The sequence below is a fragment of the Alteromonas australica genome (assembly GCF_000730385.1).
Lineage (GTDB): Bacteria > Pseudomonadota > Gammaproteobacteria > Enterobacterales > Alteromonadaceae > Alteromonas > Alteromonas australica.
Map to the genome: position 1 here is coordinate 4,129,241 of NZ_CP008849.1, position 17,948 is coordinate 4,147,188.

Annotated in this window: 18 protein-coding genes; 10 read left to right on the forward strand and 8 right to left on the reverse strand. The window is 45.3% G+C overall.

Going from position 1 to position 17,948, the window contains the following annotated elements; genetic code table 11:
* Nucleotide 1: 1 nt before the first annotated feature.
* The 3 genes from EP13_RS17960 to ygiD form a co-directional block, all read right to left on the reverse strand.
* Nucleotides 2-1,282 (reverse strand): MFS transporter, encoded by a 1,281-nt coding sequence (locus EP13_RS17960; protein ID WP_044058474.1) that lies wholly within the window; start codon nt 1,280-1,282, stop codon nt 2-4.
* A gap of 213 nt (nt 1,283-1,495) precedes the next feature.
* A complete protein-coding gene (locus EP13_RS17965) occupies nt 1,496-2,584 on the reverse strand; it encodes an acetamidase/formamidase family protein (RefSeq protein WP_044058475.1) in 1,089 nt (362 codons plus the stop codon).
* A gap of 151 nt (nt 2,585-2,735) precedes the next feature.
* The gene (ygiD, locus tag EP13_RS17970; protein WP_044058476.1) at nt 2,736-3,521 is read right to left on the reverse strand and encodes a 4,5-DOPA-extradiol-dioxygenase; all 786 of its coding nucleotides are present in this window, start codon (nt 3,519-3,521) and stop codon (nt 2,736-2,738) included.
* Between the two features lie 224 nt (nt 3,522-3,745).
* Here ygiD and EP13_RS17975 point away from each other — a divergent pair, with 224 nt between their 5' ends.
* The 3 genes from EP13_RS17975 (at nt 3,746) to EP13_RS19275 (ending at nt 5,578) form a co-directional block, all read left to right on the forward strand.
* Nucleotides 3,746-4,354 carry an NADPH-dependent FMN reductase gene (locus EP13_RS17975; RefSeq protein ID WP_044058477.1) on the forward strand — a complete coding sequence of 203 codons (609 nt, stop codon included), beginning with the start codon at nt 3,746-3,748 and terminating at the stop codon, nt 4,352-4,354.
* 35 nt (nt 4,355-4,389) lie between these two features.
* Nucleotides 4,390-5,202 carry a TauD/TfdA dioxygenase family protein gene (locus EP13_RS17980; protein WP_044058478.1) on the forward strand — a complete coding sequence of 271 codons (813 nt, stop codon included), beginning with the start codon at nt 4,390-4,392 and terminating at the stop codon, nt 5,200-5,202.
* A gap of 229 nt (nt 5,203-5,431) precedes the next feature.
* On the forward strand, nt 5,432-5,578 hold the full coding sequence (locus EP13_RS19275; protein WP_156026779.1) for a hypothetical protein: 147 nt from the start codon (nt 5,432-5,434) through the stop codon (nt 5,576-5,578).
* A 94-nt stretch (nt 5,579-5,672) separates the two neighbouring features.
* On the opposite strand, the gene groL is transcribed toward EP13_RS19275, so the two are convergent.
* The 3 genes from groL to EP13_RS17995 form a co-directional block, all read right to left on the reverse strand.
* The gene (gene groL, locus EP13_RS17985) at nt 5,673-7,313 is read right to left on the reverse strand and encodes a chaperonin GroEL (RefSeq protein WP_044058479.1); all 1,641 of its coding nucleotides are present in this window, start codon (nt 7,311-7,313) and stop codon (nt 5,673-5,675) included.
* 40 nt (nt 7,314-7,353) lie between these two features.
* Nucleotides 7,354-7,644, reverse strand: coding sequence for a co-chaperone GroES (locus EP13_RS17990; protein ID WP_044058480.1), 291 nt, complete (start codon nt 7,642-7,644; stop codon nt 7,354-7,356).
* A gap of 188 nt (nt 7,645-7,832) precedes the next feature.
* On the reverse strand, nt 7,833-8,372 hold the full coding sequence (locus EP13_RS17995) for an FxsA family protein (RefSeq protein WP_044059135.1): 540 nt from the start codon (nt 8,370-8,372) through the stop codon (nt 7,833-7,835).
* A gap of 188 nt (nt 8,373-8,560) precedes the next feature.
* On the opposite strand from EP13_RS17995, the gene cutA reads away from it, so the two are divergent.
* The 7 genes from cutA to EP13_RS18030 all read left to right on the forward strand — a co-directional run bounded on the left by cutA (nt 8,561) and on the right by EP13_RS18030 (nt 15,358).
* Entirely contained in the window at nt 8,561-8,878 is a 318-nt protein-coding gene (gene cutA, locus EP13_RS18000; RefSeq protein WP_044058481.1) for a divalent-cation tolerance protein CutA, read from the forward strand.
* A 61-nt stretch (nt 8,879-8,939) separates the two neighbouring features.
* Nucleotides 8,940-10,697 carry a protein-disulfide reductase DsbD gene (locus EP13_RS18005; RefSeq protein WP_044059136.1) on the forward strand — a complete coding sequence of 586 codons (1,758 nt, stop codon included), beginning with the start codon at nt 8,940-8,942 and terminating at the stop codon, nt 10,695-10,697.
* Nucleotides 10,698-11,055: 358 nt separating this feature from the next.
* Nucleotides 11,056-11,496, forward strand: a complete 441-nt coding sequence (aroQ, locus tag EP13_RS18010; protein WP_044058482.1) for a type II 3-dehydroquinate dehydratase — start codon at nt 11,056-11,058, stop codon at nt 11,494-11,496.
* A 14-nt stretch (nt 11,497-11,510) separates the two neighbouring features.
* Entirely contained in the window at nt 11,511-11,972 is a 462-nt protein-coding gene (gene accB, locus EP13_RS18015) for an acetyl-CoA carboxylase biotin carboxyl carrier protein (protein ID WP_044058483.1), read from the forward strand.
* 14 nt (nt 11,973-11,986) lie between these two features.
* Nucleotides 11,987-13,330: an acetyl-CoA carboxylase biotin carboxylase subunit gene (gene accC / locus EP13_RS18020; protein ID WP_044058484.1), complete on the forward strand. Its 1,344-nt coding sequence runs from the start codon at nt 11,987-11,989 to the stop codon at nt 13,328-13,330.
* Between the two features lie 354 nt (nt 13,331-13,684).
* On the forward strand, nt 13,685-14,653 hold the full coding sequence (locus EP13_RS18025; protein ID WP_231497892.1) for a hypothetical protein: 969 nt from the start codon (nt 13,685-13,687) through the stop codon (nt 14,651-14,653).
* A gap of 255 nt (nt 14,654-14,908) precedes the next feature.
* Nucleotides 14,909-15,358, forward strand: a complete 450-nt coding sequence (locus EP13_RS18030; protein WP_044058485.1) for a hypothetical protein — start codon at nt 14,909-14,911, stop codon at nt 15,356-15,358.
* A gap of 6 nt (nt 15,359-15,364) precedes the next feature.
* Here the strand turns inward: EP13_RS18030 and EP13_RS18035 are convergent, their stop codons facing one another.
* Nucleotides 15,365-15,631, reverse strand: a complete 267-nt coding sequence (locus tag EP13_RS18035) for a TIGR03643 family protein (RefSeq protein ID WP_044058486.1) — start codon at nt 15,629-15,631, stop codon at nt 15,365-15,367.
* Between the two features lie 71 nt (nt 15,632-15,702).
* Entirely contained in the window at nt 15,703-17,835 is a 2,133-nt protein-coding gene (locus EP13_RS18040) for an exonuclease domain-containing protein (RefSeq protein ID WP_044058487.1), read from the reverse strand.
* Nucleotides 17,836-17,948 lie beyond the last annotated feature (113 nt).

Below are 17,948 nucleotides of genomic sequence, written 5' to 3' on the forward strand. Positions count from 1 at the left end.
GTTATAGCTCCTTAGCTGCAGTGAGCTGAGTATCATTATGAACAGTGGGTGGCGAAACAGAGGCGGTTTTTTCCGCCCGCATAAAGGACACCACAACGAACACGACAGCCGGCATAGCCCCGACCAGTAAAAATGGCGACACAAACGACCCAGTAACATCGCGCATCGTGCCGCAAATATAAGGGGCACTTGCGGCCACGGTGGCAAACAGGTTTAAAGTTGAGAACAGTTGTAAGTATGGGCCTGATCCAAAGTAGCGTAGGATCAATACTGTGCACGACAAAAACGTGAGACCAAAACCAAAACCAATTGCTATTGCATAAATCACTTGAATGAAAAGGCTATTACCGTAGCTAAGCGCAACCATACCACCTGCCAACATTAATAAAGCGGCCTGCAACATTGTTTTAGGCTCAAAAAACTCAGCAATAAAGCCACCAATAACCCGAGACATCGCATTGCAGAATGCTTCTAACGACAGCATGGTGCTAGCTAGCGCAAAGGTAACGCCTATTTGTGTTAAGTGGGACACAGAGAAGCTATTCACTGTTGTACCTACCAACAACACACTGGTGTAAGCCGCACAAATTGCCCAATATTGCGGCGTGCGCAATGCGTCGCGAAAGCGCCAAGTTTCTCGGGTTTCATATACGTTGCTTTGGGTTGTTTTTTCTTCATCTTTAGGGGGAAGTTTTAAACGAGTAGCATCGGTAAAAGCCAATGATAGCCACATGAGCAACACAGAGGACGCAATTAGGGTAAGTGTAATAATCCAATGAAGTCGCCAATTGCCTAATGCGTCATTGGCTAACCAAACAATAAGGGGGCCTGCCACCCCACCAAGCCCGCCCATGGTGTAATAAAACCCAAAAGCCGTCGAACGCTTAACAAAGAAGTGGGTAATAATATACGTGCCGGGTATCGCGCCTACAAAGGTGTAACCCATCCCCACTAAAATACAGCCTAAGAAGTAGGTTGCTGGAATGTGTGTGGCATACAAGGTGAGAAAACCCACAGTCAGTAAACACAAACCCACAAAAAGGGTTTTGGCGATACCCCAGTTTTTAATGGTAATGGATGGCAAATAACCACTCACACCGCATGCCATGGCAAGGAAGGTAAATCCAAGCCCTGCAGTGGTCCATGTCCACTCTAATTCATTGACCATGAAAGGAATCACTACGCCTAAAGAAGAGAAAGTGGACGCACTGATTACGAAAAAGCACCAACTGAAAGTAAGCAAAATGAACCACGATTGTTTTTGGGCACTGATTTTAGGCATAAGTTATTTCCTCGTTAGCCTGACAACATTAGCAGCGTTACAATTCAGGCCCTAGTCGCTAAAAGATGAAATCGGCTATTACCAATCCCATGTATGGCAGGGTATAGTGTTAAGGTATCACTAGTTGAAGTACTACTTTTGTCTATACCCGCCTAACTTCTTGGCAATTTATGCAAACGTGAATAATTCCGGCATTTTTAGCCTTTCATCGTGCTATTTGCTGTCAGGTTCGCCTTTATTCATAACACTTCTTGGTATTTTCACGTGAACGCCTTGTACCGTATCGACCACCTGCGTTACCGTAAAGTCGCTGCCCACACTCATAAGAGAATACGCATCGTCTTTGCTTAATCCTCTGTGTTCGCTTAACAGCTCAAGCATATCAAGGGAGGCATTTTTCATGGCGATATTCAAATCCTCGTCAAATCCATGAACAATAAAATAATTTGGTGTCTCAAGTAGTGGCGATGGGAACACAAAGTCCTTTCGTAGAATAATTTGCATAGTAACGTCTAAGGATGCTTCTATCGCTGTACCACTTATCTCTCCGTCACCCTGAGATACGTGAGGGTCACCGATGGAGAATAGTCCGCCCTCTACTTGCACTGGATAGTACATGGTGGAGCCCGCCCCAATGCGCCAGTTGTCAATATTACCGCCGTGTTTACCCGGAGGAATGGTGCTAACACGGCCTGATTTGTCTGGCGCTACACCCGCTGTCCCTAAATGAGGACGAACCGGAACACGTACACCATTTAGCGCTTTGTGACGTTCGCACTCCGGACAATGGGTTACGGTGCCCGGCGTTTCATATTTACCCTTAAAGTCGTAGGCATAGTGTCCATGCGCCTGCATGCTTGCCGAATCTAGTCTATAAATTGTTACCCGCTCCTTCTCACCAAACTCTTCATACAAATGGCCCCAGTTGGCCGCCAAATTAGAGCCATAGGAAAAGCGAGGACGCATAGAGAGATAACGCACTTCTAGCATGTCGCCGGGCTGCGCGCCTTCTACATAAATGGGGCCTGTCATCAAATGTACACCCGGGTTTCTGTCGTCTTCAGGTATGCCCGCCCATACTGCTTTTAATGCATCATCCATCATAAGATCTGGCGCATCGCCCGCGTGGTGGGTCACGGCCTCCGCTTGAATAATGTCTCCACTTTTCACTTTAATTGCAGGAGCTTGAGTGGCTGAAAAGTAGCCCCAGTGGCAGTTTTCTACGGTGGCTTTTAAGGTGTGCAATGCCGAAGGATGCTTGCGGTCAGCATTGGTCAAGTCATCAATTTTTAATAATGCCATGAGGCGCTCCAGTAAAAGGTGAAGTTAGTATTTATTGGCGTATGCCCTTATTCGTAAATAAAGATTACTGGTGCTCCTCCCCAACTTCTTGCTTAGATACGCCCAGAAAGTTGGCCAAAATCCCCCGTTCACGTCGCTATAATGCAATACCTTACTGCAGTATGATGGTGGTCATATCTAACGAGCCATATTCACAGTATTGTGATTTAAATGTAACATTATCAGTAGGTTGACGAGCACCTAACACGTATAGTAAAGGAAGGTAGTGATCAGGACTGGGGACAGCTTGCTGAGCTTCTGGGCCGAAGGCTAAATAATCTACTGCGTGCTCCGGTGTGTTATTAGTCACTGCATTACGAATATAGTCACCAAACCGTTGTGCCCATGGATAGGTGGTATTACGCGCATTCCAGTTCATTACACCTAAATTGTGGACAATGTTTCCACTGCCTAAAATTAGGTAACCTTGCTCACGCAAGGCGGCTAATTTCTTTCCAATATTAAAGTGGTATTCGTTGTTTTGGGTGCGATCGATGGAAAGTTGTACCACAGGGATATCTGCCTTCGGATATACCTTAGACAATACACACCATGTTCCGTGGTCAAAGCCCCAACTCGTATCTAAGCTAGCATCTTCTTCGACTAGTAAGCTAACAACTTTATTTGCTAGCTCAACGCTTCCAGGCGCAGGATATTGCATTTCATACATTGCGGGAGGGAAACCACCAAAATCATGTATTGTGCGAGGGTTTTCATTGGCAGTTACCGCGGTTTTGTCGATATACCAGTGGGCTGATACACAGACAATACCTTTAGGCGTCGAAAATTCACTTGCCAAGTTGTCCCACATTTGTGTAGCTGGGTTATTTTCCAAGATGTTGCCTGGACTACCATGACCAATAAATATAGCTGGCATAATAGTGTTGAGTTCACTCATCGTTGCTTACTCTTAGCGTTGTACTAGATGCCATTACGCTATCCCGATAGACCTGCACAGTCTTGTATAAACCTGATTAAATAGTTGATAAAAAACGCCTAGCAAATTCAAGCAATGGCACTACATGCGTAAATTCCCCAGTTCTTTGGGCGTAAACAGACAAGAATCTCCTACACGGCTGACATACCGTTTACATGTTCATATTCAAACTGTGGGAAAAAGTCATGAAAGTAGCGGTAATCTGTGGCAGCCAACGAAAATCATCACAAACTGCCAAAGTAGGCCAATATGCGGTCAACCACTTAACCGACCTTGGTCACGACACCTATTTTTTAGATCTCGCCGTGCATCCGCTGACAAATTTCGACGATTCTTTTTGGTCTGAGCCTTCAGGCACATTGCAAACGCAATGGCAACCCATATCAGACGAGTTGAAAAGCGCCGACGCGCTTATTGTAATTACCCCTGACTGGCACGGGATGGTTCCCAGTTGCTTGAAAAATTTCTTTTTGTACTGTGGGGTAAAGGAAACAGCGAATAAACCGGGGTTAATCATTGCGTTGTCAGCGTCAACCGGTGGCTACTTGCCAGTGGCAGAACTACGTATAAGTAGCAGTAAAAACAATCGTATTTGCTGGATACCAGACCATCTAATTATCCGTAATGTCAAAGCGTGTTTTAATACGCCATGTCCCTCGGAAGATAAAGACGATACCTATATACAGGCTAGATTTTCCCACTCACTGGGCTTGCTATTGCAATATGCAGTAGGATTAAGCGGTGTGCGCGAAAGTGCTGTCGCCGATTACAAAACCTATCCTTTTGGCATGTAACAGTCGCTGTAGACTCATTGAGATCGGAGTAAATCATGGCATCTAATACTATTAGTATTACCCCACTTACACGTAATATTGGCGCTGAAATTGGCAATATAGATTTAACAAAGCCCCTAAGTGCAGAGGTAGAAAATCAACTCAAAAACGCCATTGCCCAATATCAGGTCATTTTTTTTCATGACCAAAAGATTAGCCATGAACAGCACATGGCGGTAGGGCAGATATTTGGCGATCTCATTATTCATCCCGGAGCAAAAGGAATAGAGGGCTACGACAAAATTGTGGCTATACACGCCGATAAAGACTCTAAATACATTGCAGGAGACAACTGGCATTCTGACTTAAGCTGTAATGCGCAGCCTCCGATGGGTTCAATGTTGTACATCCACACGCTTCCAGAAGTTGGCGGCGACACGCTTTTTTCATCCATGTATGCTGCCTATGACGCGCTATCTCCCGCTATGCAGCAGTATTTAGAGGGATTGCAAGCAGAGCACGACGCAAATCACGTATACCATGCTATTTATGGAGATTACGGAACGGCTTACCCTTGTAATGTTCACCCAGTAGTACGTACTCACCCCGTTACAGGTAAGAAGGCTATTTTTGTTAATGCGTCCTATACCACCCGCATACTCGGTGTATCTAAAAACGAAAGTGATGGTATTTTAGCGATGCTCTATGAACTGACCAAAGATCCAAACTTTCAGGTGCGATTTAGCTGGCAACCTCATTCAATCGCCATATGGGATAACCGTTGTACTCAACATTTTGCAGTATGGGATTACTTCCCCGATACCCGTTCAGGATACCGCGTAACCATTGGCGGCGATACGCCTTATTAGCTAAGCACGTGCAACTATGTTGCCGAGATAATTACGATGTCGATAGACAATCTGAATTTCGCCAAGATGATGCAGTTACTACTTCTGTACAGTTTCGTATCGTTAAAACTCAATGCATATTTACATGGCTAGCGGAAGTTAGCGTAGGTAGATTAATAGGCGGCCTTTTTGGCGTTGCTCTTGATGTCTACACTGCAATCACCATGTCATATTGAATTGAGTATACATAATGAATACAACGCTTCTAAAGGTTTGCGCCATATGTGCGGTTGCCGGTATCAGCGGCATACTGCCGCTTCCCACTCTGGTTAAAGCCGTTGTTGTCGTTGTGGCACTCATTGGATTGTTATTAATAAAGACAGAAGACGGCGAATAAAAAAGCCACCAAGAGTTAACTTGGTGGCTTCTTATATATGTCATGTTGTTGATGTTAAAAGCTATGCCTTTAAATCAACAAGCGAGACGGATGATTACATCATGCCGCCCATTCCGCCCATGCCGCCCATGTCAGGCATTGCAGGCGCAGCTTCTTCTTTAGGTAGTTCAGCTACCATTGCTTCGGTAGTGATCATTAGTGAAGCAATTGACGATGCGAACTGAAGTGCAGAGCGTGTTACTTTAGTTGGGTCAAGAATACCCATCTCAAGCATGTCGCCATAGGTATCGTTACCTGCGTTGTAACCGTAGTTACCTTCGCCGCCTTTAACTGCGTTGATAACAACAGAAGCTTCAGCACCGGCGTTAGACGCGATTTGACGTAGAGGTGCTTCCATCGCACGTAGTGCAAGCTTAATACCTACAGTTTGGTCTTCGTTGTCGCCAGTTAGCTCGCTAAGCTTAGACGCGGCGCGAACTAGAGCAACACCACCACCAGGTACTACGCCTTCTTCAACCGCGGCGCGCGTTGCGTGTAGTGCATCTTCAACACGGTCTTTCTTCTCTTTCATTTCAACTTCGGTTGCTGCGCCCACTTTAATGACTGCAACACCGCCTGAAAGCTTAGCAAGACGCTCTTGAAGTTTTTCTTTATCGTAGTCAGATGAAGACTCTTCAATTTGACCTTTGATTTGAGCACAACGGCCTTCAATCGCTTCTTGGTCGCCGTTACCGTCAACAACAGTGGTGTTGTCTTTGTTGATAACAACGCGCTTAGCAGTACCAAGGTCTTCGAGTTGTACTTTTTCAAGCTCAAGACCAATCTCTTCAGAGATTACAGTACCGCCAGTTAGAATAGCAATGTCTTGTAGCATGGCTTTACGACGGTCACCAAAACCAGGTGCTTTAACCGCTGCCACTTTAACAATACCGCGCATGTTGTTAACGACTAGAGTAGCAAGCGCTTCGCCTTCAACATCTTCAGCGATGATCATAAGCGGCTTACCAGCTTTCGCTACGCCTTCAAGGGTAGGAAGTAGTTCACGGATGTTAGAGATTTTCTTGTCAACCAATAGGATGAACGGGTTGTCTAGTTCAACAGTGCCGTTTTCTTGGTTGTTGATGAAGTATGGAGATAGGTAACCACGGTCGAACTGCATACCTTCAACAACGTCTAGTTCGTTTTGAAGTGCTTGACCTTCTTCTACAGTGATAACACCTTCTTTACCTACTTTTTCCATTGCTTGTGCAATGATGTCGCCTACTTCTGCGTCTGTGTTTGCAGAGATAGTACCAACCTGAGCGATAGACTTGCTGTCTGCACAGTCAGTAGAAAGCGCTTTAAGCTCTTCAACTGCAGCAATAACAGCTTTGTCGATACCGCGCTTAAGATCCATTGGGTTCATACCCGCAGCAACGCTCTTAAGGCCTTCAGTTACAATAGCTTGCGCGAGTACTGTTGCAGTAGTAGTACCGTCACCCGCTTCATCATTCGCCTTAGACGCTACTTCTTTAACCATCTGTGCGCCCATGTTTTCAAACTTGTCTTCAAGTTCGATTTCTTTCGCTACAGATACACCATCTTTAGTAATGGTAGGGGCACCAAATGACTTATCTAGTACAACGTTACGGCCTTTTGGACCTAGGGTTACCTTAACTGCGTTTGCTAGGGTGTTAACACCTTTAAGCATTTTTGAACGCGCGTCATCACCAAAACGTACTTCTTTAGCTGCCATGATTCAATTCCTCTCTAATTCGGTTAAACGTTAGTTGTTATTACTCAACAATCGCAAGAATGTCGCTTTCGCTTAGGATTAGAACTTCTTCACCATCCAGCTTTTCTGTTTTAACGCCGTAACCGTCATTGAAAATAACGGTGTCGCCAACTTTAACGTCTAGCGCTTTTACGTCGCCGTTATCAAGAATACGACCGTTACCTACTGCGATGACTTCACCGCGAGTAGATTTTTCCGCTGCAGAACCAGTCAGAACGATGCCGCCTGCAGATTTACTTTCTTGCTCTGCGCGTTTAATGATTACGCGGTCGTGTAAAGGACGAATTGCCATTTTCAAGTCTCCTGAAAATTCCACTATTCAAGTTTAAGTGATTACCGGTATTCAGTTATCTGAATACCGAATGCTTGGGATGCCCATTTCTGGGCAGTTAAAATCTTATCTGCGAGGATAAATGGGGGAGTGTCCTGACAACTTCAAGGGTTTTTACATAAAAAAATGTAAAAAAATTGATTTTAACGTTACTTCAATCGCTTATCAGGATCGTTTTGCGTTTTATCAGCAAACTCGCCTTCGATGACATCACTGTCGTCACGCCCGCCATTACGCTGGCCGAAGGGGTCATTGCTTTGCTCAAATGGGTTATGTTGCGCACCTTGCTGATAGTTGAACCCGCCAGCGGCTCCCGCACTACCTGGCACGACAACCCGCATCTTCATGTGTTTGCTTACTTGGGCAGCAAGAAAATGGCGTGAACCTGGTAGCGCAAATAAAAAACCGAATATGTCAGTGATAAACCCTGGCGTTACCAGTAATATGCCCGCCACCACTAGCATGAGCCCTTCAACTAACTCGTTGCCGGGCATCTCATTGCGCTGCATTTTCGCTTGCGCGGTTTGCAAGGTATTTATTCCTTCACGTTTAACAAAGTATGCCCCTATAAACGCGGATAAAATAACCAGCCCAACCGTGTTCCAACCACCAATAATGTCGCCAACATGTACCAATAGTGCTATTTCAACTATCGGTAGAATGGCAAAAAGTAAAAATAAAACCCGCAAAACCCTTCCTCTTTCTAACGTGTCATAGTCAGTTATAAGGGCTAAGACACTAATAACAAGCAAAGGTGCAATGGTTTCGGTTAATAGGCAAGGTAAAGCGACCGATGACGAATATGGTAAGCTTGGTTTATGAAAGAATAGGCTGCACATCCCGGTCTAATCAATCAGGTCAAATGAGGAGGCGAATAATGTCGTTACGTGTGGTTTTGTGTACGGCGCCAAATAAGGCGATTGCACAGCAAATTGCGAATTCCTTGGTGGCTGAAAAGCTTGCTGCATGTGTCAATATTATCAGCGGTATTGAGTCAGTGTACGAATGGCAAGATCAAATCGAAACCGACCAAGAGTACCAGCTAATCATAAAAACCGCCTCCACTTGCCTCGACAATGCCTTTCAATGTGTTTGTGCGTTGCACCCTTACGATGTGCCAGAGTGGATAGTGTTAGATGCGTGTGCAAGCGAACAATATGGCATGTGGATGCGTAACGTTCTAAACAATCACTAAGTATGTGTAACAATAAAAATAAAACAAAGACGAATTAACCATGATAAAAATGAAAAATCCCATGCTGTTGTTGCGCACACTAATGTGTCTGTTAGTGGTACAAGTCAGTGGGCCAGCATTTGGGCAACTGTCTAACGACTTCGACGACCCTTTCGGTGATGAACCTGAATATTTGCCTGTGGATCAGGCATTCATGTTCGACTTTAATCAAGATCAACAAGACTTAACGGTAAGTTTCACCATTGCAGAGGGTTACTATCTATACAAAAAGCAATTTAAATATGTCGCGAAAAATGCCGAGATAGGGGAAGCCTCTTACCCTAAAGGCAACATCATTGAAGATGAATTTTATGGTGAATCTGAAGTTTTTCACCAGCAAGTAGACATTCATATTCCCCTTACCCAGGTATCGGCAGATGGGATAGTTAAAGTACGTTACCAAGGTTGCGCCGAGGCAGGTTTGTGTTACCCGCCAACGGTAAAGGTGGTGTATGTAGACGCATTGGCGAAAAGTCCCGCGCACGGGAGTACGGCAACAAGCGAGCAGTACTCTTTGGCAGATAAGCTAATCAATAAAGACAATCTCGCCCTCACGTTACTGCTGTTTCTAGCCCTAGGTATTGGCCTTGCTTTTACACCCTGTGTATTCCCCATGTATCCCATTGTGTCGGGTATCGTTATTGGCCAAGGCAAACCCAAAGGGCTATCACACTCATTTTGGCTTACTTTTGTGTACGTTCAAGGCATGGCAATTACCTATTCTCTGTTAGGTGTCGCGGTGGCGGTTGCAGGGGCGCAATTTCAGGCTGCCTTACAACACCCCGTGGTGTTAAGCGTATTTATTGGTTTATTTGTACTATTAGCTGTTGCTCTATTTGGCGGGTTTGAGCTGCAACTGCCTGCAAAATGGCAAGAACGATTAACCCATTTAAGTAACAACCAAACCGCAGGTAGCTTTGCCGGTGTGTTTGTGATGGGTGTACTTTCAGGGCTAATTGCCTCCCCCTGCACCACGGCGCCGCTCACTGGCATTTTGTTATTTATCGCCCAAACGGGGGATATGCTACTGGGGTTTGCCTCGCTTTATTTGCTTAGCTTAGGCATGGGTATTCCGCTTATTCTTTTTGGCATCACTGGCGGAAAGCTGTTACCGAAAGCAGGTAACTGGATGAATGTGGTAAAAGTCACCTTTGGCTTTATGATGTTGGCCGTGGCCATTGTGTTTATTGAACGGCTGTGGACAAGCCCATTATCAGATTTCATTTGGGCGGCCTGGGGCTTTGGTCTGTTTGGATATTACTGGTATATCAATCGTCACACGCCTGCCACCAAGGCAAAATTGATACGCGCCATTATCGTCGCCATGGGTATTATGGGCAGTGTGTCGGTGGCATTCCATGCGGGCATTAACGCCGAATTGTGGGGCGAGCAAAAAGCCCACCCTACGTTTCAACAGGCGAGAAATCTCGATGAACTTTACGCGAATATTGCACAAGCTAATGCCGAGGGTAAAACCGTGATGGTGGACTTGTACGCAGACTGGTGTGTAGCGTGTAAAGAGTTTGAAAAATACACCTTCCCCAGCGAAAACGTGCAAGAAGCACTTCAAAACACGGTGTGGATGCAAATGGATTTAACCGATAACACGCCAGAGCGGCAAGCGGTGTTCGACAAGTTTGACGTGTTGGGTTTGCCTACTATCTTGTTTTTTGACAATGAAGGAAACGAGCTTAAACGCGCCCGAGTCACCGGCTTCATGAAAGCAGATGCCTTTGCCGCCCACGTTAACTCATCGGTAAATAGCGGAGCTTCTCGTTAATAAACACGAGGAACCGCTAACCAACTTGTGTTTTTAGGGGCGGCGTTACCCCAACGTATAAGATAATTTTTCGCCATGACTTGGTCTATTTTTAGCTAAGTCATGGCGCTATAACGCCCTTACTGCCTACCTTTGGCGAAATCGTCAGCGCTACTTTTCGGCTAACCTGTACTCAAAACTTTGCACCGAAAACACCTGATTAGACCAGTATTTTGCTGCGAAAACTTTCACTTTTACTATAATCGGTTGCTAATTCAATAAACGAGCGGAATTATTGGCTTTTTTTCGTGCAACTGTCACATTTTTTTGTTGAAATGACATTTAATGTGATTTTTTAACGAAGATAGCAGCAAATTCAATGAATATTTTGTTACTAAATGGCCCTAACCTAAATATGTTAGGACAACGTGAACCTGATAAGTACGGCTCGCAAACCTTGCAAGACATCGTGGATGATCTTCAAGCGCAAGCTGAGTCAAGTGATGTTACGCTTAGTCACTTTCAGTCGAATGCTGAGCACGAGCTTATTGACTGTATTCACAATGCAATGGGGAACATAGATGCCATTATTATTAACCCTGCTGCTTTCACGCACACCAGTGTAGCCCTTCGCGACGCACTGTTAAGTGTCAGTATTCCATTTATTGAAGTGCACCTGTCTAACGTACACGGTCGCGAACCGTTTAGACACCACTCCTATTTTTCTGATGTTGCAGCTGGCGTCATCGTTGGCTTTGGCGCAATAGGCTATTCACTTGCGCTAACTGCAGCAATCAATTTACCGAAATCGCAAAATTAACGCAGAGACAGAACATGGATATTAGAAAAATTAAGAAGCTAATCGAACTTGTGGAAGAATCTGGCATTGCCGAGCTAGAAATCACAGAGGGCGAAGAGTCAGTACGTATTCACCGTGGTCCCACCGGCGTTCAAGCGCCTATGAATTATAGCTTTGCGGCGCCTCAAGCGCCACAAATGGCACCGCCACCAGCGGCGCCTATTGCAGAAGCCCCTGCTGCTGTAGAACCTGCTGCGCCAGAAGGCCACGTGGTTAAGTCTCCTATGGTAGGTACCTTCTACCGCGCCTCTTCTCCTACTGCTAAGCCGTTTGCCGAAGTTGGTCAACAAGTCAAAGTTGGCGATACCCTTTGTATCGTTGAAGCAATGAAGATGATGAACCAAATTGAAGCTGATAAAGCCGGTGTGGTGAAAGCCATTCTGGTAGAAAACCAAGATCCAGTAGAATTCGATCAACCTATGTTCATCATTGAATAAGTGAGTGCTGCATCATGCTAGATAAAGTACTTATTGCTAACCGCGGCGAAATTGCGCTACGTATACTTAGAGCTTGTAAAGAGCTAGGTATAAAGACAGTAGCCGTGCATTCAACCGCGGATAAAAACCTAAAACACGTGTTGCTTGCTGATGAATCTATTTGTATCGGTAAAGCATCTGCCACTGAAAGTTACCTGAACATTCCCCGTATCATTGCCGCCGCGGAAGTGACTAACTCTATTGCTATTCACCCTGGCTACGGCTTTTTAGCGGAAAACGCTGACTTTGCGGAAGCAGTAGAAAAAAGTGGCTTTATTTTCATTGGCCCCACCGCCGAAACCATCAACTTGATGGGTGACAAAGTGTCGGCCATTAGTGCAATGAAAAAAGCGGGTGTACCTTGCGTACCGGGCTCAGACGGCCCTCTTTCCGGTGATGAAGAAAAGAATAAAGCGATTGCTAAGCGCATTGGCTACCCAATTATCGTAAAAGCTGCCGGTGGCGGTGGTGGTCGCGGTATGCGCGTGGTTCGCAGCGAAGGTGAGTTGGTGAAAGCCATAGAAACCACCCAAGCGGAAGCTGGTGCAGCGTTTGGGAACGCCACGGTTTACATGGAGAAGTTCTTAGAAAACCCACGCCATGTTGAAATTCAAGTGTTGGCTGACGGTCAGGGTAATGCCATTCACCTTGGTGAGCGTGACTGCTCAATGCAGCGTCGCCACCAAAAAGTCGTTGAAGAGGCGCCAGCGCCGGGCATATCCGAGCAAATGCGAGCCAAAATTGGTGACCGATGCCGCAGAGCTTGTATTGAAATAGGCTATCGCGGTGCAGGTACTTTCGAGTTCTTATACGAAAACGGCGAATTCTATTTCATAGAAATGAACACCCGTATTCAGGTAGAACACCCTGTCTCTGAAATGATTACCGGTGTAGACCTTATTAAAGAGCAACTTCGCATTGCCGCAGGCCAACCACTTTCAATTGACCAATCGCAAATTCAGATTCGTGGCCATGCTATTGAATGCCGTATTAACGCGGAAGATCCTGAAACCTTTATACCAAGCCCAGGTCCCATTGATATCTTTCACGCACCAGGCGGTTTAGGTATACGCTGGGAGTCACATATCTATTCTGGGTATGTAGTGCCACCGTATTACGACTCTATGATTGGCAAGCTTATTACCTATGGTGAAAGCCGCGATGAAGCCATTGCGCGCATGCGTCACGCCCTAGATGAACTTGTGATAGAAGGCATTAAAACCAATATTCCTTTGCAACGTTCGATTATGGCCGATGAAAACTTCTTCGCGGGTGGAACTAACATCCATTACCTTGAGAAGAAATTAGGTATGTCATAGTACCGTTTTTATCCCCCTTAGCGTCGTCTCTTAAGGATTACGAGACGGCGCTTTTTCGTTTTTTCCTTCATCAAGTACCTCTCACTCCCATTTTCTGTTTTTACGATTAAAACAATCAATATTTAAGATTTTTCTTATTAAGAGCAAAACTCTATACTGATTCCATTGTTAGCCCTCCCTGCTAACAGTGAAGCAATTTTGTTTCTAGTTGTGTTTACCCTCATTGGAGTCCACCTCCATTTCTTGCCGGTGTCTATCACCGGCTTTTTTTTGCCAAAATTAAAATCATTTAATAGGCTTGGGCAGTATCTAATCTATCGCGCGTAAACTTATCATCCATGGTGAAGCATAATAATGACAGGTAATCATCCCAAAGCAGTAGTCATGCCCTTTGCACTTTTGTTCGTTGTCGTGAGTATTTGCGGTTGTATGCTTTTTACGCCCGTATTAGCTAGCTCAGTCGTGTCGCAAAAACTCGATCTTCAATATCGATTTGATACGCGCTCCGACCGACCTAGTCGACATCAATACCGTGTGCGCTATTACCCTAGCTTATCCTTTGGCGATCAACGTCATTGGTCACTCAATGGGTTCATAGTCAGCGGCGACGATTTTGCTTCTAGCCATAATACCCTGGGTAGTGATAACGCCGATTACCTGTATGCCCGCCGCGTTTTTGTTCGCTATCAATCTGATTATGGAAAAACAGAGATAGGCGTAATACCGACTTACAAAGGGCGAGTTTCTTCAACGGGGTTATCTAAAGATGGGTGGATCACCGGCATCAGAAACGTGTTTCAATTACAAGACGACAGCGCCTTTGAAGTGGTTGTCGGCCAACTAAGCGACACCCAAGCAAATCGCGCGTTGTCTTTAGGGGGCGAAGAAGATTACGTAGAAATAGAGTATTCCGCCAACATGGGGAAAAAGCACAGTTATGAAGCCAGTATTGAGCGAATGACAGCGCAAAACTTTATACGGGGAGAATATCGCTACCAGATTACCCCGAGCCACACCGCCTTTTTTGAAGCGATAAAACGTCTTGACGATGCTAGCGCGAAAGTTGTGGTGGGTTTGTCAGGTTCGCTGTCACTTTATCATTATCCTCTTGAGTATTTTTCTCACTACTCTCATGTTGATGACGACTTCGGCGCCCGTGCAGAACTAACTGAAGATTTTCTTGGCACAGGACACGGTGTATCGCTGGAAGTCAGTGGAAACCTGGTCAGGCATCATCACCTTGAATGGTTTAGTCGAATCGATGTTGTAGACAGTGTCACCAGAGTAATGGCGGGAATAAAACTCTCTCTGGCTCAAAATTAAAAAAAGGCCCATCAAACGATGGGCCAAACAGCAAGAACGCGTACGCACTTTAACAGTGCATAATAGATACGCCACCTGGGCTTATTGTGTTCACCAAAGTAAATTACGTATTTTTAACCTTCACACCTTTCATATGCCAGCGCGATTTATTAGTATTGATAGTGAGCACTATCAATAAACGCTTTGGTTTTTAATAGTGCTCACGCCGTTCATGTTTTTCCATTTGTATTGATTAAGGTAGAGAAGGTTTCTTCAGTGCCCCAGAGATATACACAACTAAAAGATCAACTTCCTGTTTCTAGACTCACGCTTAACGTGCTGCTCGCCTTACGGCTGATGTATGATGATGTAAACGACGTGGTAAAGCTCGACAGTGATATAGAAGAACTCATACACTTTCCAGAAAGACTCAGTGACAGTTACCGTGCGGAATGGGAAAGCTACGTTCGTCGCGCACTCGTTAACGAGTTTAAGCAACATGGCGACGCGTCACCCGCCACTTTCATTGCTTCAATTATGGAACGGGTAGAGGCTGTGCAAGCATCAAACCCTCGGTATGCCGCATTAATGCCTATTATCGAGCGTGCACAACAGGTTAATCACGCTGAAAATACGCACCTTTTTCCGTCACCATGGCGGCAACAAATTATGGCGCTACTGCTGCCGGTTACCGCGGTTACGCCGCCAGACAAAGATAACTCATAATTCCCATTACGCTTTCTTATTAGCACTTTTTACTTTGTATTGAGAAGGGCAATACCCTCTGTCTACCCCTGCTGGACGTAAGCTGGCGTGCTTCGTTTTTCGTCCTGATACTCGTTCTCGCCAGTTCTTAAATGTCTTATGCCTGAGGTGCGCTCGCATCAACGCAATCACTTCTTTTTCGGGTATTCCATACAAAGCCTCTATGGCTTCAAATGGCGTGCGATCTTCCCACGCCATTTCAATAATTCGAGATTTGTCTTCTTCGCTGTACATGGCAAAACAACATTCACAATTAGGTACTGCTTTTACGCATTTAGGAATATTTTGTTCACTACACCCAATGATTAAGTACTACTTTCATCGTCTTTTTCGAACGCCAACTTGAGCAGTTCCGCGGCGGCTTTAGCGTCGCTCAACGCGCGGTGATGCCTTTCCATCTTAATATCAAAATGTTGGGTTAAATTTGCAAGGGAATAAGATGTTAAACCAGGATATGTACGTCGCATTTCGCGCACTGTGCACATTTTAGGCCGGCGATAGGTGTGCTCTAATCGAGCAAACTCTTGTTTAATGAAGCCATAATCAAAATTAACGTTGTGGGCCACAAATACAGCGTCTTCCGTGAAAGCATTGATATCTTCTGCAACATCGGCAAACACCGGGGCGGAGGCTACCATTTCATCTGAAATACCCGTTAAACGCGTTATATTGTTTGGAATTCGCCGCATTGGGTTAATTAAGGTTTGATACTGAGCAATCTCTTCACCCGCCACAAGCTTAACCATGCCAATCTCAGTTATCCTATTATAACTGTTGTTACCACCCGTGGTTTCTATGTCGACCACCACGTAAGGTTGTGCTGGATCTCTCACCCAGTTCACTGTGGTAACCGCCACTTCAAATCCTGCCTGCTGTAAGCGTTGAATAGACACCAGCTGGTTACGCCGTAATTGGTCGCCAGGCGCTTTAATCTCTTCAAAACGTAGGGTGTTATCTAACACCATAATATCGGGAAAGCCATCTCGTAAGTTTTCGAAATCTCGGCTCATCATACGCAATAAATTAAATATTGCGGGCAACTCTCCATGCGTTATCAGGGCGTCTAGGGGCGCGAGTAGGCCGCTTGACCACATAAATAAGCTATTCACCTTCCCGTAATGTTGGGTAGCCATTTTGTGTATATGGTGGCGTAGCTTTTGTTCGCTGTTTAGTGCAGTAAGCAACGACTCTATGCTATTTTCAAATTTTGTGTAGAAATTGTTTTGCTTAAGAGAAAGCGGGCGACGGTCAAATTCTGTAACCAGTGTGTCTTCTTCATAAAGCTGCTGCCAAAATGTTAACCCAAACAAGCTGCGCCAAAGCCGGTTTTCGGTACGCCAACCTTGCACGCCTTGTCTTGCATAATAGGCTAAAACGCCCCGCTCTACTTGTTGGTTTTGGCTAACATCTATATCCAGAGATTTGCTTGCGTTACGCAGCATATCGGTCACCGTACTGGTGCGCTTCTTGTGATATTTTCGAGCATAGAAATCCTCGGCGAACGCTAACAGCGTGTCTGATTGCGGGTTGTCTATAATGTGCTCTAGATGCTGTTTTACTGCATCGGTATCGCCCGCTTTGTAGGTTTCTCTAAGCCATTTTTCTTTTGCTTTATCGCTTTGTGCCAATTTAAGAATATCGAGAGCTTTTAACTTATCAAACTCCATTAATTTCATGCCCAAAGCATAAATAAATTGGTCTCGATAAAATGCAGCCGACACACTCTGTACATCAGGAAAAGGTAGCTTGGCTACTCCAAGTAATGCCGCTTGATCGTAATAGGCCAGCTTGCTGTAGCGATCGGCGTAAAACCACGCCGCTTCTGTATCTTCTTTGCTGTCAAATCGCGCGCTATTGCCAACCGAGTCAGACCGCGTACGCATGACACCCAGATCGCGCATTGAAAACTGATTCAGCCGGCTTTTGGTATTGCCAAAGTAAACAAACAGTAAAAAGCGCAGAGCATTGTCAAACAAGCATACTAAATAATGGTCTAGTGAAAAGCGATCAGGCCACCCATGTAGCGCAATTTCTTGGCGCAACCTTTCAACTAATTTGGGTTTGGTGAGTGCCGATAACCCTTGCGTACTCCCGTAGGTAGCCATGAGTTCGATAATGGCGTCTTTCGTCAGTACGCCCGCCATATCCTGTACCGAGGCATGGGATAAATCACCGAACCACCCGCTTTCAATAAGGCTATCGATTTGCTGTTGCGGGAGTGATATTTCAGCATAATTAAATTGGCTACGATCGATGACGGCGTACTTGCGGTTGGCAGCACGCACCACAATGCACTGTTTATCTTCATCTAAGGCGCAAAAGCGCGTAATAAAGGTATTGGCCTGCTCGGTCAATAAGTGGCCACTCGCCCCATCAAAGAAGCGCAAAAATTCATGAAAGTGGGTTAAATAGTATCGGGGCGGTAAGTCTTTTCGCATTTTAAGGCACTGATCATCGAAACCACCAACAGTGTATATTTATACAGCACACTTAATCAACCCTTTACTTCTTAGCAATCCAGAGCCGCTTTTATCGCGTAAAAGAATAACTC